The sequence below is a fragment of the Catenibacterium sp. AM22-6LB genome (assembly GCF_003435615.1).
In the GTDB taxonomy this organism is placed as follows: domain Bacteria; phylum Bacillota_I; class Bacilli_A; order Erysipelotrichales; family Coprobacillaceae; genus Catenibacterium; species Catenibacterium mitsuoka_A.
Map to the genome: position 1 here is coordinate 18,018 of NZ_QTUM01000021.1, position 18,022 is coordinate 36,039.

At 34.2% G+C, this 18,022-nt stretch carries 7 protein-coding genes; all 7 read left to right on the plus strand.

The features are described 5' to 3' along the window. Positions 1–42 precede the first annotated feature (42 nt). Complete coding sequence (locus DW269_RS06195; RefSeq protein ID WP_117458993.1) at positions 43–7,992, plus strand: Cna B-type domain-containing protein; 7,950 nt, start codon at positions 43–45, stop codon at positions 7,990–7,992. 29 nt (positions 7,993–8,021) lie between these two features. Beyond that, complete coding sequence (locus tag DW269_RS06200) at positions 8,022–9,554, plus strand: SpaH/EbpB family LPXTG-anchored major pilin (RefSeq protein WP_117458994.1); 1,533 nt, start codon at positions 8,022–8,024, stop codon at positions 9,552–9,554. 86 nt (positions 9,555–9,640) lie between these two features. Further along, positions 9,641–10,498 (plus strand): class C sortase, encoded by an 858-nt coding sequence (locus DW269_RS06205; protein ID WP_199409968.1) that lies wholly within the window; start codon positions 9,641–9,643, stop codon positions 10,496–10,498. A gap of 1 nt (position 10,499) precedes the next feature. Continuing rightward, on the plus strand, positions 10,500–11,168 hold the full coding sequence (locus DW269_RS06210; RefSeq protein ID WP_117458995.1) for a pilin N-terminal domain-containing protein: 669 nt from the start codon (positions 10,500–10,502) through the stop codon (positions 11,166–11,168). 246 nt (positions 11,169–11,414) lie between these two features. Further along, the gene (locus DW269_RS06215) at positions 11,415–14,054 is read left to right on the plus strand and encodes a glycoside hydrolase family 25 protein (RefSeq protein ID WP_117458996.1); all 2,640 of its coding nucleotides are present in this window, start codon (positions 11,415–11,417) and stop codon (positions 14,052–14,054) included. Between the two features lie 190 nt (positions 14,055–14,244). Next, a complete protein-coding gene (locus DW269_RS06220) occupies positions 14,245–16,122 on the plus strand; it encodes a L,D-transpeptidase (protein WP_158546319.1) in 1,878 nt (625 codons plus the stop codon). Between the two features lie 132 nt (positions 16,123–16,254). Then, the gene (locus tag DW269_RS06225; protein WP_117458998.1) at positions 16,255–17,940 is read left to right on the plus strand and encodes an SGNH/GDSL hydrolase family protein; all 1,686 of its coding nucleotides are present in this window, start codon (positions 16,255–16,257) and stop codon (positions 17,938–17,940) included. Positions 17,941–18,022 lie beyond the last annotated feature (82 nt).

Genomic DNA, 18,022 nt, shown 5'->3' on the forward strand with positions numbered 1-18,022 from the left:
GAATAATAAGTCAGATTTGATAAGAAGGGAAAAAGGTCTAGTATGAATAAAATTAAGATAATATTAAATAAATGGGTACTACTCATACTATGTATAGCGTTGGTATGCACGCAGGCAAATGCGGCAGGTATAGTTAACTTCGATTCACCAGATAATACATCTCAAGAGACAGTTTATGATAATAATACAAATACAACTGAAACAACTGAGAATATAGAAACATATTACCAAAACGATAAGATCTGTATTTATAACTATAATCAGTTAAAACAGATTGGTTCAGATGCTTATGTTTATACAGGTGATAAGGATGGATCAATTGGTTCTGGAGAAGTAGTAAAGAATGAAGGAACTGAATTGAGATATACATCAGATGCTCAATATGTATTAATGAGTGATATTGAGATGAGTACTGATTACATCTGGACACTTCCAAATAACTTTACTGGTAGCATTACAGGTACAACTAGAGAAAGTACATCACTTTATAATAAAGAAACAGATACCATTACTATCTATAACCCCTATCAGTTAATGGTTCTTGCACAGGATAATTCAGAAACAGAACCAGTCATGTCATTAGATTATGATGCACCACAGTTTGGCATGGGACAGATGATTTATCCTAATGGAGAGAATCAGCCCTATTTAACTTATAGTAAAACACATAAGTATGTACTCTCTCAAAGTTTTGATTCTAGTAAGCGAAAATTAGTTGAGAATCAGTTAAGAGAGAGTTCATCTAGTAGTGTTCAGTGGTTAAACGGTGAACATGCAGATGGAAGAACAAAACCAGGACAGCTTTATACAGAGGTTGGTGGTAAGAAATATATCTTAATAGGTAATGAATCTCAGTTAAGAGCCATTGGAACTAATAAGAACGTTACGCCAAGATTGTATGTTCATTATACTCAGGGACTCGTAAGTGGTTTATTAGGGGGAAAACCATTCTATACACCATATTATCCAGGCGATGCAGATCTTGGATTAGATGCAGTTGCGAAAGAAGGTGCAACAACACACCTTGAAGGATTTAGCTATAAACCAGATACAATAAAAGGTGATAATTCTTATTTATATTATAAAGATAATGGTAAATATAAACTTGCAGATATCAACTTAACAAGTGATGATGTTGTCACTGGTTTATTGAAGGGTGTAGGTGGACTATTAGGAACATTATTAGGTGGATTAACTGTTGGTACAGGTAGCTTATGTGGTGTTAATGATGAAGGATTACCTGACTCTAAGAATGCAAGTCTTACTAAATTAAAGGCAGAATATGGTAACTTAAAATATTCATCTAATGCGAACTATATCATTTTTAGAGACATTGACTTATCAAAAGATGGAGTTAATTCAAATAAAGAGGATGATCTTTGGACACCACTTATGGTATCAGGAAATATTATCGGAGCTAAGTTAGCTAATGGACAACAATTACTTACTGATGGAAATTCTATTTTTGCAACTGGAAAACCAATTATTTCTAATGTTAATGTCAATCAGACAGAAAAAATGGATAGTACGAAGTATATTGGTGTTGGTTTCTTTGGAACAGTAACAAATGAAATCAATGTAAATAATGTTGGTGTAAGTGCCGGAAGAGTTACAGTCTCTAATTTGGAACTCAGAAATGTTGATGTAAAAAATAATACGAATGAACATAAGAATACACAGACGTTAATTAGTGGATTGACATCTGGTCTTGGATGGCTAGTTGGTGGAGTTGTTGATTTATTAGTAGGTGTTTTAAGTTTTGGAAAAGTTAAATTGAATTTAAAAGACACCCTATCGGCTTTGTTAAATGCACGTGCAAAGGATCCGACTATATATGCAACTGGAGCGTTTGCAGGAAGACTAGTTGGGGATGTGTCTATTGAGAATTGTGATGTGACAGGGAAAGTCAGTGTTTCAAATATTAATGGACGTACAGGTGGATTTGTTGGTTATACAGAAGGTGTTACACAGTATGATGGATTATCTAAAGTATTAGGAGTAACAGTCAATGCTTTATCTTCATTATTAAATGCTATTCCAGGACTTGGTCTAGGAGATTTAATTACAATTCTGTTAGACAATGCCTTACCTGTTGGCAATCTAATACCAACTGGGTATAAAAATGTCATAATTAAAAATTGTCATTTAAATAATTTAACAGGAATAATTGGAAATGATGATAAGGACTTTGCTGGAGGTTTTGTTGGACAGCAGGTAGGAACAGACATATTTGATTGTTCTATAAACAACAGTAACTATACTGTTAAGGCGAAAGAGTATGGTGGAGGTTTTGCTGGTATTAGTAGAGATGCGGATATCAAGGGAACATTAAGTGATGTTGGTGTTGAGTTGATCCGTGTGACACAGCCACAAAGTTTACTAATGAATTGTAATATCTTAAACTGTGATGTTACTGTTTCAGGCGAGAATTACCAAGGTGGTATGACAGGTGCTCTTACAAATAGTTATGCGATTAATTGTGGCTCAACTGGAAGTATTTCAGTTAAAGCGACTGGAAGCTATGCTGGTGGAGTAGCTGGAATTGCAACAGTTGGCTGGGTGACAAATCTTGGTAAGGATGAAGTATCTGATCCGAGTCTTTTAAAGACAGTAGGAAAACTTCTTACAGATCTTTTATCTAGTGACCCAGAAAAAGCAGGCATGCTTCTTTCACTAACAGGTATTGCCCCTTCTGCGATTCTTGGATGTAATATGAATTGTTCATCTATTTCTGTTGAAGCGGGTAAAAGTTATGCCGGTGGTATTCTTGGTGGTGGAGATGGTGTCTATCTCGCTGAATCGAGTCAAGAATATTTAAGTAAGCTATCTTATTGGAAATATGGTGCTTTACAAACAGAAAGTGTTGCACAAAGAGATAATACAATCAATGGACTATTAAAGGTAAAAGCAGGAGAAAACCGTGTTGGTGGTATTGCGGGTAGTGTAACAACTGCAAGTGTAACAGGCCTTTTGAATAATACACTCGGAGTTGGAAATTTCTTAGGATTTACTGTTCATAATGTAACAGTAAACGGAAAAGATGGATATACAGTTGAGGCTGGTCATAATTATGCCGGGGGAGCACTTGGTGAAGCTATTGGTGGTGATGTAGATACAGTTACTTTAAGTAATATTAAGTCTATAACAGCTAAAAATAGAACTGGTGGATTTGTTGGTTGTGCAGGACCTGGTGATCTAGTTGGTGGTAACGGATTAACTTTGAATCTACTAGGATTAAATAACCTATTAAAGGTAGGTAATCTGCTTTCTGTTGCAGAAGGTATTAGAGTTAAAATCAACAATACCCACGCAAATGGTATAAAAGACGGCTTCACAGTAAAAGCCACAGGTACAAACAATCTTGGAGAAGTAGTAGATTATACAGCTGGTGGTTTTATTGGAAAAAGTAATAGCTGTGAAATCAATCATTCAGATGTAAAGAATCTTAAAGAAGTATCCGCAAATGATTCTGATGGTATTGCAGGAGGATTTATTGGTTCTTCACAGACAGGTGGTCTTGCTGATGTAGCTAATGAAGCAGATATTAAAGCGTTACTTAATGTTAATGGATTATTAGGAGCAATTAAATACTTAGTCCCTTCTTACACAGTATGTACAGTTACTTATGTAAATGGTGGTGGTGTTTCTGCGGATACTGCAGGTGGTTTCGCAGGAAGCTTCCAGAGTGGTACAGTAAATAACTATAATGCAGGACAAGGAAACTATTATTCTGTATATAACATAGATCATGTTAATGGACAGTCATATGCAGGTGGTTTTGGAGGTAATGTTTACTCTGGTGCCCTTGCTGATGCAGGTAAAGGTATTAGTATCCTTGGTGGTATTAAAGGGTTAGATATTAAGATTGGAGATTTGTTAAATGTTATTAATGCCTATATCCCTTATGTACGATATGCTGGTGTAAAGTCAGATTCAGGATTTACAGTCATTGCGAATAAATTAAAAACAGATGATACTCATGCAGGAAGTGCAGGAGGATTCATTGGTTATGGTAGTGGTGTTCAGGTAAGTTATTGTGATGTGACATATTTAAAACATACAAATGTAACACCTCCAAAAGATTTAGAAGCAACAGAAGCCCCTACATACTTTGATAATAACAGTCAATATGCAGTCACTGGTGCAAGATATGCTGGTGGGTATATTGGTTATATGGATATTGGTTCTGCTGCTTCTGTAGGTAAAGGATTAAGTGTTTTAGGTAAGTCTATAGGAATTAATAATGTATTAGATGCATTAAATGTAGTGGTATCTACTATTGAACATTCTCATGTTACTGGAAATCCTGGTGGATTTGCGGTTAAAGCATCATATGAGAATACAGCTTCTGATGCATCAGAGAATGATGTACTTGGGGATGCAGGTGGCTTTGCAGGAAAGATTTCTGGTGGACATATCCAGGATTCTAATGCGAATAACTTCTCTTATATTATTGGTCAGTTAACAGCTGGTGGTTATGTAGGAGACTTACAGCCAGGAAATGTGGCAAATGTACTAGGAAATGCAAGTATTTTAAAAGGACTTGTGGATGTAAAAAGTGCATTAGCATCTGTTGCTGAGGATTTTGTACCAACAATCAGAAACAGTTCCACAACATGTATTCCTTGTGGTGGTGCAGTACGTGCACAGGCATCTTCTACAACACAGGTACAAAGAGGTTTGGCTGGTGGTTATGTAGGACATAACGAAGGTGGTCATATCTGGGGTAATAATACAAAGAAGTGGAAAGGTCAAGACTATTCTGGACCAACAAGTACTTGTAAAGCAGTAAGAATCCGTTCGGTATACGGAGAAGAAATTGCAGGTGGTTTCACAGGTCTTATGGAGTCAGCCGATACGGCAAGTACCGGAAATCTGTCCTTATTATGGGGACTGGTAAAAGTAGATAACATCCTTGGAGCTCTCAGCGTCGTCTATCCGACGGAAGAAAATACGGCAGTTTACGGACCACTTGCCCAGATGGATTATAAAAGTTGGAATGATTGGGTAGAATTTGTTGGTAAATATAAAGGTTACGGAAGTGATCTTGCAGAGAATGGTAAAGTAAACAGTCAAGAACAACTTGATAAGATCATTGGGAAATATATATATGGATACAATGTTGTCGCAGGAAGAGAAAATTACCGGGATGAAATAAAACTGGCAAATGGCGGAGCAGCTGGTGGCTATGTCGGATCAATGCAGACCGGAAAGATAACAAATGGACAGGCTTATCAGGCAAAGACAATTAAAGGGCTTCGATGCGCCGGCGGTTTTGTAGGAGAAATGATTAATGGTGGTGCTGCAGATCTTGGTGGTGTCAATATTCTTGGTCTTGATCTTCAGTTAGGACGAATGATTGATGTACTGAATGTATTTGTCCCAGTAATTAAGCAGTCTTCAGTAGAGGGTTATCAGAGCGGATTGATTGTCCAGTCAGAAGGTGTAGATGACAAAGATACTTGTGGTTATGCTGGTGGTTATGTAGGCAAACTCATTGGTGGACAGATATGGGGAGATAATACTGCACATTGCCAGGTAAAGAAACTTAGACGAGTAGATGGTAGAAGCTACGTAGGTGGTTTTGTAGGAAGTTCTAGACCTGGTAGTGTAGCAACACTTAACCCTAATGCAGGTGAAGGATTATTAAGCAAACTTCTTAATAAACTACTTAGTAGCCCTTCAGACCTCATTAAAGTACTTAATGCGACAGTCGCAACAATCAATTATGCAGACGTTGAATCCTGGGATGATTGGGGATTTATCGTAAATGGTGCTTATACAACAGGTAACAAGAATACCTCTTATGCGAAAACTGCAGGTGGTTTTGCAGGAATGCTGGAAGGTACAGTTCTTGGTAAAAAAGATAAGCAAGAAGCTGGTATTTCTGTAAAGAATATCCGTTCTGTTATTGCAGGTGAATATGCTGGTGGATGTTTTGGTGTTGCAGATGTTGCTGGAGTTGCAAATATCAGTGCAGGAGATGAATCATCCCTATTAGATAAGTTATTAAAACTAGGAAGAACAGATGTATTAGATGCTTTTAGAAGTTATCTATATTACGGAAATGTAATTGGAAGTAAGGATGCAGGACTAAGTGTCAGTGCCAATAAAGCAATTAAATCTGGACAGAACAATCAAGTCACATACAGTGGAACAGCCGGTGGTTTTGGTGGTTCACTTCTAAATGGTTCTGTAAAGAACAGTACAGTTACACAATTAAGCAATGTAAGAGGCTTAAATAGTGTAGGTGGATTCGTTGGTTACTCTGGTAAGAGTGGTGTTGTGAAAGCTGATAAGATTGATGTCATAGGAGATAATACAGGACAGCTTCTTGGTGGTGCCTTAGGTGTCATGGATATCTTTGGTTCTCATATTGATGAATGTAGTGTAAGTGGTACAAGTGATGGCTATACAGTACAGAGTCAGAATGGTGAGGAACAGATTGCAGGTGGATTTATTGGTTATGCAAACCTTGCAAGGATGTCTAAGTGTACAGCAGGAAGTAATAGTGATTTAAATATTGGATTAAAACAGGTTGCATCTGGTGGAACCGCTGGAGGATTTGCAGGTAGAACAAGCTTTGCATATCTTGCAGATCTAAAACTAGATTCTGGACCAGTTAATGTCATATTTGCGGTTGTAAATCAGCTAGTAAAAGCACTTTACCTAGATAAAATACAAGATTCAAATCTTCTAAAGATTAATCTAGGAATTATAAAAGTAGAAGCGTTATATAAAGGAAAACTTCTTCATGTCAATCTTCTAGGTTTAGATATATCTGTAGGTCTTTCTAAGAAATCAACAGATAACAGCCAACAGACAGATCTTGCAATTATTACTATTGGAGATTCATCTATTAAACTTCCATGTGATGAGAATGGTTTATTAAATGATAATGATGCAAAGTCAAATATCAGTGTCAGTCTTATTAAAGCAAACCGTACAAAGATTACTGATAGTAAAGTGTATGGTGTGAGCTATGGATATGATATTTATGCAGGTGGTGCTACTAACAACAATGATGGAACTTCCAATGATGGACGCAGTGGTGGTTTTGTAGGATTTAATGATGAAGGTTTATTAAAGAATAACGATATGTACTACTGTGACGTAGTCAGAGGTACTAAGAATCTTGTTGGGCCTTTTAGTGGTAAGAGTGAATTAGATTCAGTATATGAATTTAATACATTGGATAAGGTTGAAGGTGAAGGTAACAACTACCGTATTTATAGAAAGTTAGATAAGTCTCTTACAGAAATCAAAAACAATAGCCAGATATTAAATAGTAGTTATGAAAAGAATGGTGGATGGGATATTTATACAATCCAGCATATGATTACGGTTAAAGCTTTTGATAAATTAAAGAATGCTGTTCTGGCAAGCAAGAGTGACTCAGTAAAAGCAGATCTTAAAGCATATGAATCATCGGCCAAAGCAGTATTAATGGCTGATACAAAGACAACTCTAAATACTGGTGAAAGTGAGACACCAGAACCATCTGAGTCACAGGATCCATGCGATAAGCATGTTAAACTCACTATAAATAAAGTCTGGAAGGATTTCGATAACTTCGATAATAAACGACCAGAGAGTATTACGGTAACAATTTCTCGTACTTGGAAGGATGCGAATGGTAATAAGACAGAAACTGTTCCAGGTTATGAAAGTTACACAATAACAGGTTCTATCAAAAAATCAACATGGCAAGAAGTGATTAAAGGTCTTCCTGCTTATATTAAAGAAAGTGATGGAACTGTTTGTTATTATAAATATTCCGTAACAGAAGCGGAAATTAATGGTTATACGACAACAATAAATACATCAGAAGATGGATTTACGTTTACGATAACCAACAAGCATTTCCCATGTCTTCCAGGTACTGGAGGATCAGGAAACTACTTATATTACACGATAGCAATTCTGCTTTTCCTTGTTTATTTCGTTATGAGATACAGAAAGAATAAGGAAAATAAAGCAGAAAAACTATAAAGAGAAATGAAAAAAAAGGAGAAAAAGTTATGAAAAGTATTAAACGCATTATCGCATTGTTATTAACTGCGGTTATGACAATGACTATGTCCGTAACAGCATTTGCAGCAGATGCAAATAATCTTACTGTAAATGTACTAAGCGGTCAGGATTTGAATGGCCAGACAATTAGTCTGTACAAATTATTTGATGTTACTACATCAGGAAGTGGAGAAAACAAGAACTATGCTTATACAGTAAATACAGCTACTGGTTATAAGGATGCAATTAAGTCAGCTCTTGGAACTTCATTTTCAGGAACAACTGATGTTGAGTATGCAGAAGCTGTAAAAACTCTTGGAGAAGATAAATCAGCACCAGTTCAGAAGTTCGCGAATGACTTTACTGAATATGCATTAAAGAATGGTACAACAGTAAAAGCTACTAAAACATCTGGAAAAATCACAGGTAAAAACACAACATCTTTTGTATTCAATGGATTAGATAAAGGATACTACTTAGTATATGTAACAGGTGGAAAGAAGATTCAGTCTTCATTAGTTACAGTTGATGGAGAAACTACAGTAAGTTTAAAAACAGAAGCTCCAAGTATCACAAAAACAGCTGATAAAGAAACTGTAAGTATTGGTCAGGTTGTTAAATATACAGTTGCTGGTTCAGTACCAGATACAACTGGATATGCTGAATATGTATATAAGATTCACGATACATTATCAAACGGTCTTGATTTTGTAAACGATGCAAAAGGAACAGCTGTCACTGGTAATACAGTAAACGTATCAGTTGCATTCAAAAATGCTACTGATGCAAGCACAGCACCTACAACAGCTACATTAGATACCACAAAGAAGACAATGGCTCTTGACTTATCTGCATGGGTAAGAGCTAACCAGACAAACAAAGGTAAAGAATTCACTGTAACTTATTATGCTAAAGTGAATAAAGATGCCGTTGTAACAGAAAAGAACAGTGCCACATTAGAATATGGTAACAATCCAAGCGATACAACAACTACTACACCAAGTGAAGCAAAAACACCTACATACCCTCTTGCTATCAAGAAATTTGCTAAAAACGGTGGCAAGACATTAGCTGGTGCTAAATTCAAGTTATATTCAAACAAAACTGATGCTGATGCAGCTAACGAAAACGCTATTAAAGTATTAGGAAGTAATGGTAACTATGTAGTAGACTCAACATCTCCTACTACAGAATTTGTGTCTGTGGATTCAATTACCGGTCAAGGTTACAATCTTCATGTTAATGGTCTTGCAGAAGGAACATACTATTTAGTAGAAACAAAGGCACCAGACGGATTCAATAAGTTAACTGCTCCAATCGTAATTAAAATCACAAAGAGCACAGATACAGATGTAAATAAGTGGACTATCTCAAAAGATGGTACAGTAGAAAAAGACAAAATCATCGACGTAGAAAACAGTACTGGTTCTATCCTTCCATCAACAGGTGGTATGGGTACTATCGCATTTACTGTTGTTGCAGCCCTTCTTGTATTAGGTGTTGCAGTAAGCTTTATCCGTGATAGAAAAAGAGAAAACTAAGAAATAGTTTTTAATGGAATGAGCGGTTATCTTTCATAAAAGATAACCGCAATTCTAATTATTTATATATTAATAGGGAGAATGAAATGAAGTGTATGAAGATTAAAATCACAAAAAATGATATTATTCGTTTATTTGTACTTTTGATTGCATTCTCCGTGTTGTTATATCCTAGTTTTAGTAGTTATCTGAATGAGAAGAATGGTTCTAAGGCTATCTCTTATTATGATAAAGAGAGTGTAGAACTCTCTAAGGCAGATAAGATAAGAATGTTGGAAGAAGCACGTGCTTATAATAGAGAGATGTTAGGAAATATAGATCTTATAGATCCATTTTCACAGGAAGATACAAAGTTAGATGCACGTTATGAGAGTTTATTAAATGTAGATGGTTCTGGAATGATGGGATATATACGTATTCCTAAGATTCATATAGAACTACCGATTTATCATGGCACAAGTGAAACAGTCTTACAGGCAGGTGTAGGACATTTCTGGGGTACTTCTTTGCCTGTTGGTGGAGAGAGTACTCATACAGTATTAACGGGCCACAGAGGACTGCCTACTAAGACATTATTCACAAATATAGATAAGCTAAAAGAAGGAGATATATTCTATATCAAGGTCTTAGATGAAACATTGGCTTATAAAATAGATCAAATACAAACAGTATTACCAGAAGATACAAAGAGTTTATCTATAGAACCTGGTAAAGATTATGCCACATTAGTGACATGTACACCTTATGCGATTAATACACATAGATTATTAGTAAGAGGACATCGTATACCATATCAAGAAGCTACAAAGAAAGTGCCTGATACAAATATTAAACCAGAATTATCATTTACGTCTAAGGTATTAATTACGGCAGTAATTGTGATTTTGATAGGTTTAATTATCGCAATTATTTACTGTATAAGGGATAAGAAAAGGAGGAACTAACATGAAGGTAAGAAATATTATTGTGTTTATGATTGTTTTTCTCATGAGTACGTTCATGAATGTTTCAACTATTCATGCAGAGAGTGGTTCTAGAAAAGGAAGTATACAGATTGTATATAAATGTAGAAATGAATTGAATCAGGAAGTGAATCTTTCAGATGCTAAGTTTTCAATCTATCAGGTTCAATATATGAGTAATGATACATTGACATGGAAGGATAACTTTAAAGATTCACATATATCATTAGAAGATACCAGTGCAGAGGCAAGAGAAAAACAAGCCAAACAATTATATAAATATGCACAAAAGAAAGATATATCTTGTTCACTACAAGAAACTAATACATTAGGTCGTACAACATTTAGTAATTTAACGCAAGGTATTTATTTGATTGCACAAGAGGGATATGTGGAAAGTGGTAAAAGTCAGTTTGAGTCTGCCCCTTTTCTAGTAAGTATTCCCTCTCTTGTAGATGGAAGTGTAGAATATAGTGTAAAGATTGAACCTAAAGCTGAATGGGTAAAACCTGAACAGACTACACCTTCTAAACTCAATAAATCACATATAAAAACAGGTGATGATACAAATATATCTGTATGGGTTATAGCTGCGATAGAAAGTTTATGTATTATGATATTACTGTATAAGAATAAGGCTGATTCTCTATGAATCAGTTTTTTATTTACAAACTCTTTTTTATTGTAAATATCATGATTATTTGAGCATTAAAACGTGTGATAATGTTTGATAATCTGTAATTTAGATGTTATATTATTAAATGCATGGAAGCGCATTTATTTTATACTTATTGATTTTATTATTTTACATCAGAATGAATTATGTGAAATTATTGATACAAATTGATGATTCATAATACACATGTTAAAATGATTTAACGCGAAGGAGGACACACTGATGAAAAAACTATTTAAGAGATTATGCGTTACAGTTTTATCTTTCCTAATGGTTGTAAGTAGTACTACTCTTCCAGCATTTGGTGAAGATATTAACTATAATGAAAAGAATGATATAGCAAATAGCTTTAGATATTCAAATGGGCAAGTGAAGGAAAGAGGTCGTGCAAATTATGCTGCACGTGCTTCTGTGAATTCAGGATGGCCTGATGATCCAAAAGCAATTTGTAAGGGAATTGATGTAAGCTATCATAATGGCACTATTGACTGGAAGAAAGTCAAACAGTCAGAAGTAGAATATGCGATTATCAGATGTGGTTATGGTATAGATGATAAGAGTCAGGATGATAAGAAATGGGAAGAAAATGTAAAGGGATGTACAGACAACAATATTCCTTATGGTGTTTACCTATATTCTTATGCTGATACTGTAGAGAAAGCATCTAGTGAAGCAGATCATGCGATTCGCTTATTAGAAGGTAAGAAGTTCAAGTATCCTGTTTATTATGATTTAGAAGAAGATGCAATACGTAAGAAATTAAGTAAAACTGAAATTGCGAATATTGCGAAGACATTCTGTAATAAGTTATCTGCAAAGGGATATACTGTTGGTATTTATGCGAACAAAGATTGGTTTACTAATTATTTAACTGATAGTTGTTTTAATAACTGGACTAAGTGGGTTGCACAATATAATACAGTTTGTAATTATCAGGGTAAATATGATATGTGGCAGTGCTCTTGTACTGGAAAAATATCTGGTATCTCAACTAATGTAGATTTAAATTACTCTTATAGTCCATTTGAAAATTCATATGGTGGTAATACAAACAATGGTGGAACTAATACTAAGTATTCTGATGGATTAAATGAAATTCAAGGAGAATTATACTACTTTAAGAATAATCGTATTGATACATCATATAGTGGACTCGCTACTTATAAGGGAGATACATATCTTGTTACAAAAGGCAAAGTAGATAAGTCTCAATCAGGACTAGTACAATACGGTTCTAATTGGTACATGTTAACTAACGGTAAGCTTAATAAGGACTTTACTGATTTATATTACTACAATAATAACTGGTACTATATTGTGAATGGAGTATTAGATTGGACATTTAATGGTGTCGTATCCAACAACAATAATCTTTATTATGTAGAAGGTAGTACTATTTCATGGACATATAATAATGTTGCTGAATATAAAGGTACAAAATATTATTTCTATAAGAGTCAGGTAGATTATGGATTCAATGATTTATTCTATACTGGAAATATTTGGTATTACATTAAAGAAGGTAAAGTAGATACAAGTTATAATGATCTCTATTACTACAATAACACTTGGTATTATATTGAAAATGGAACAATTACCTGGAAATATACAAATCTAGTTAAATACAATGGTGCTATGTATTACGTAGACCGTAGTATGGTGAGATGGGATTATAAGGGTCTTGTAGAAAAAGATGGTACACTTTATTATGTTTCAAATAGTATGGTTGATTATCAATACAAGGGTCTTTATGAATATAATAGTAAATATTACTATGTAGAAAATGGTCAGGTTAATAAGAACTACAATGGTACTTGTAAGTATAATAGTAAGAATTATTATGTTACAAATGGTGTTGTAGATCCACAATATACAGGTGTTGTAGAAAGCGGAAAAGATCTTCTCTATGTTAAAAAAGGTGTTATAGATGAAAGCTATACACAATTAACTTATTATAAGAATACTTGGTATTATTTTGAAAAAGGTTCAGTTAACTGGGATTACAGTAACCCAATCTACTACAATGATACCTGGTATTATGTAGATCATGGGTATATCAATTGGAAGTTTACAGACTTAGTTCTTTATAATGGTACTTGGTATTATGTAGTTAATGGTATTATTGATTTTAATTATACTGGTTTAGTTTATCATGCTGGTGGATGGTTCTATGTTTCTAAAGGAAAGGTAGACTGGAACTATTCAGGTCTCATCTACTACAACAATCAATGGTTCTATATTGATCATGGACATATTAACTGGGATTATTGTAATCTCATTTACTACAATAAAACATGGTATTATGTTTATCATGGTATGATTCATTGGGATTATTCAAATTTAGTTTTTTATAATGGTGCCTGGTATTATGTAAAGAATGGCCAGATAGATTGGAAATTTACAGATTTAGTTTTTTATGAAGGTACATGGTACTATGTTTCTAAAGGAAAGCTAGACTGGAATCATTCAGGCCTTATTTACTACAATAAAGAATGGTTCTATATCGATCATGGACATATTAACTGGGATTACTGCAATCTCACTTACTATAATAAAACATGGTATTATGTGAATCATGGTAAGATTTATTGGGATTATTCAAACTTAGTTCTTTATAATGGTACATGGTATTATGTAAAGAATGGTAAGATTGATTGGAACTTTACAGATTTAGTTCTTTATGAAGGTACATGGTACTATGTAAAGAAAGCGACTATTGATTATTCTTATAAGGGTCTTGTTTATCATTGTGGTGGATATTACTACGTAGAGAATGGTAAAATCAACTGGGAATATAATGGTTATGCCCAGGTGAATAATAAAGGACCTCAATATAAAGTGGTTAATGGACAGCGTGTTTAAGAAGAGTGTTTATCACTCTTCTTTTTTTTGGGAGTATAAATAAAATATTCTTAGTAGAATATCAATAATAAACATTAAATACAATAAAAATACTATCTAATACAAATATTTGATTAAAGGTATCTTTAAGAGTAAAATAATGATTAGGATGAGAAATCCTACTATTTTGGGAGAAAGGAGGCGACATTTCATGAAGAAACTAAGTAAGTTATTATTAGGCTTAATTTTATCTTTTATGGTTATTCAGGTACCTCTTGCTTTGAGTAATGCTGTATATGCAGTAGATGATACAACTACAGAAGATGTTGTTACACCAAAGTCAGGACTTGTCTATGAAGATGATCAGTTTGTCTATTATTCAAATGGAGAAGTAGATAAAGACTTTAAAGGGTTAGCTGAATACGAAGGTGAAAAGTATTATGTACAGAATGGGACTGTTGATACAACATTGACTGATGTAGTCTACATTGATGGCACTTGGTATTACATTGATCAAGGTCGCTTAAATGAAGAAACAAGAGATGTTATTTTCCACTGTGGTGGATGGTACTTTGTAGAAAACGGTACAATTGACTGGACTTATACAGGAGTTGTAGAACACTGTGGTGGCTACTTCTATGTAGATCATGGTCAGATTAACTGGAATTATACAGGTGGTTGTGAAACAGATGGTGTTTTATACTACATGCATAATGGATCTCTTGATACAAGTAAGAGTGAGTTAACATACATCAATGGCACATGGTACTTGCTTGAAAAAGGTGTAGTTAATTATGATTATACTGGTTTAGCTATACATGATGGTAGATGGTACTATGTTGAAAATGGTGTTCTTAACTGGAATTATACAGGTTTAACTAAGTATTATAGTACTTGGTATTATGTAGTAAATGGTTATTTGGATTGGAATTTTAATGATTTAATCCTAAAGGATGGTACATGGTATTGTATTAGAAATGGTGTATTAGATTATAACTATACTGGTTTAGCTTTCCACTGTGGTGGATGGTATTATGTAGATCATGGTAAACTTGATTGGAACTATACAGGATTAACTAAGTATTATAGTACATGGTATATGGTAGTAGATGGGCAGTTAGATTGGAGTTTCACTAATCTTACTGAATATAACGGTGCTTGGTACTATGTAGAAAATGGTAAGTTAAATTGGAACTTTACTGATTTAGTTCATTATTATGGAACATGGTATTGTGTCAGAAATGGTGTGTTAGATTGGAATTATACAGGTTTAGCTTCTCACTGTGGCGGATGGTATTATGTAGATCATGGTAAGATCAATTGGGATTATACAGGATTAACTAAGTATTATAGTACATGGTATATGGTTGTGAATGGACAGTTAGATTGGAACTTCACAAATCTCACTCAATACTATGGTGCTTGGTACTATGTAGAAAATGGTAAGTTAAATTGGAATTTTACTGATTTGGTTCAGTATTATGGAACATGGTATTGTGTCAGAAATGGTGTGTTAGATTGGAATTATACAGGTTTAGCTTATCATGCAGGTGGCTGGTATTACATTAACCGTGGTGTGTTAGATTGGAGTTATACAGGTTTAGCACAAGTTAATGGTCAAGGTACATACTATGAAGTAATCAATGGTGTTATGATTAATAGCCCACTAGACAAAATGCGTAATCTTGCACGTAATGAATCAAGTCCTACAGAGTATATTATTCTCGTAGATAGAGCCGCACATCGTGTTGGTATCTTTAGAGGCAGCAAGGGTAACTGGCAAGATGTTCAGTATTATCAGTGTTGTGTTGGTAAACCATCAACACCAACAGTAAGTGGTACTTTCTATGTGGGCTCTAAAGGTAAATACTTCGATACAGGTTCAAGAGGTAGATGCTGGTATTATACACAGATTACTGGTAACTACTTATTCCATTCAGTTATCTATGATAGACAGAATACACCAAAAAGAATCATTGATAATTCAATGGATAAGGCAGTATCTCATGGATGTGTTAGATTAGATATTGATCATGCTAAATGGATCTATGACAACATTCCTAGAAATACTAAAGTAATTATTTATTAATTCACTTTGAGGTTCCTCCTAGTTGGAGGAACTTTTTTAATGGAATTTATTGGTTTAAGTAAACAATGTTGACAAGAATACTAAACAAGAATATATTTTAGTAGACTTATTCAATAATTACGGAGGTATCGCATGAAAAAGTTGATTGGTATTTTTATCTTTCTGCTTATTTGTGTTAGTTCACCAGTTTATGCAGATAATAAAGATCTTGTACAATATATTGGAGATTCATATACCCAAGGTTATTCTAAGGATGGCATGATTACTGGGGATGATTTATGGTATGTTCATGCAAGTCAAAAGGCAGGTGTTGATTATACACAGGCATCTCAAGGTGGTGTAGGATTCGTTGCGGAGTCTCATGGTCAGACATTTGATGATTTATTAGAGGAAGGTACAGGAAGAAATGCGAAATATGTAGTTATAGCAGGTGGCTATAATGATATGAAATATTCCTATGACACAATTAAAAACAGGGTTTATGATACAGTAAAAAAGGCGCAAAAACTTTATCCTCAAGCACAAGTATTAGTCGCTATGACTGGTGATTCTATAGAAAATCGTAGTTGTTTTACTCAGGTTATAGAGGCTTATAAGGATGGTACAAAGCAGGCAGGAGGCACATATATCACTAATAGTGAATATGCTTTAAATGGAAATAAGGATTACTTTTCTTCAGATGGTTATCATCCTAATAAATATGGACATTACTCAATTGGTGAAACCATTGGTGGCTATTTAATGAAATGTGAGGATGTAAAAGTTAATACTTATGCATCTACTATTACTATCGGAGCAGGTACATATGCGACTCAGTATGGTCATTTTATTGATGTCACAGGTGTTTATCATAATTACTATATGGTTGATGGTATTGCGGATCAATCTATTACAGGTGCTATTGAATATGAAGGGGAATATTATAAGGTAGATTCAGGTAAGATAGATACATCTTATAACGGTCCTTGGACGTGTGGTAAAACAACTTACTATCTTATAAACGGCCATACAAATAAGAATATGACTGGTATAGTGAAATATGGAAATGATTGGTACTTTGTGAATAATGGTATTGTCTTAACTGGTGATGCACTTATTTATTACAATGGGCAGTGGCATTGTATTCATAATGGTAAGATTGATGACACTTATACTGGTTTAGTAGACTTTGGTGGAAAGACTTACTATGTGATGAATGGTACTGTTAACACATCTAGCAATGGTCTTACTTATATTAATGGAGAATGGTATTATTTAGTTAATGGTGTTCTAGATACGAACTATAATAGTCCCATTTTATATAATGGGACATGGTATTATGTGGATCATGGTAAGATCAACTGGAAGTATACAAATCTAGTGAAGTATTATAGTACTTGGTATTATGTGGAGAATGGCCAAATAAACTGGAATAAAAATACATTATGTCAGGTTAATGGAAGTGGTACTTGGTACTATGTTTCAAATGGTGTGATTAACTGGAACTATCAAGGATTAGCTTACTATGATAATAATTGGTATTATATTGAAAACGGTCAATTGAATTGGTCGTATAATGGGTTATTCTATTTCAATAATGGTTGGTATTATGTAAAGAACGGTATGATTGACTGGAATTATTCTAATCTCATTTTATTTAATGGTACATGGTATTATGTGGATCATGGACAGATAAACTGGCATAAGACCACCTTGTCGCAGGTTAACGGATCAGGTACTTGGTACTATGTAGAAAATGGTCAATTGAATTGGTCATATAATGGTACTTACAATTACAATGGAATAAATTACACAATACGTAATGGTATTGTTTGTTAGGGACAGTGTATGTCCCTTTTTTTATGCATAAAAAAATTGGATAATAGAAATCAAGTAAAAATTCAAAAAAATAATCAGTAAT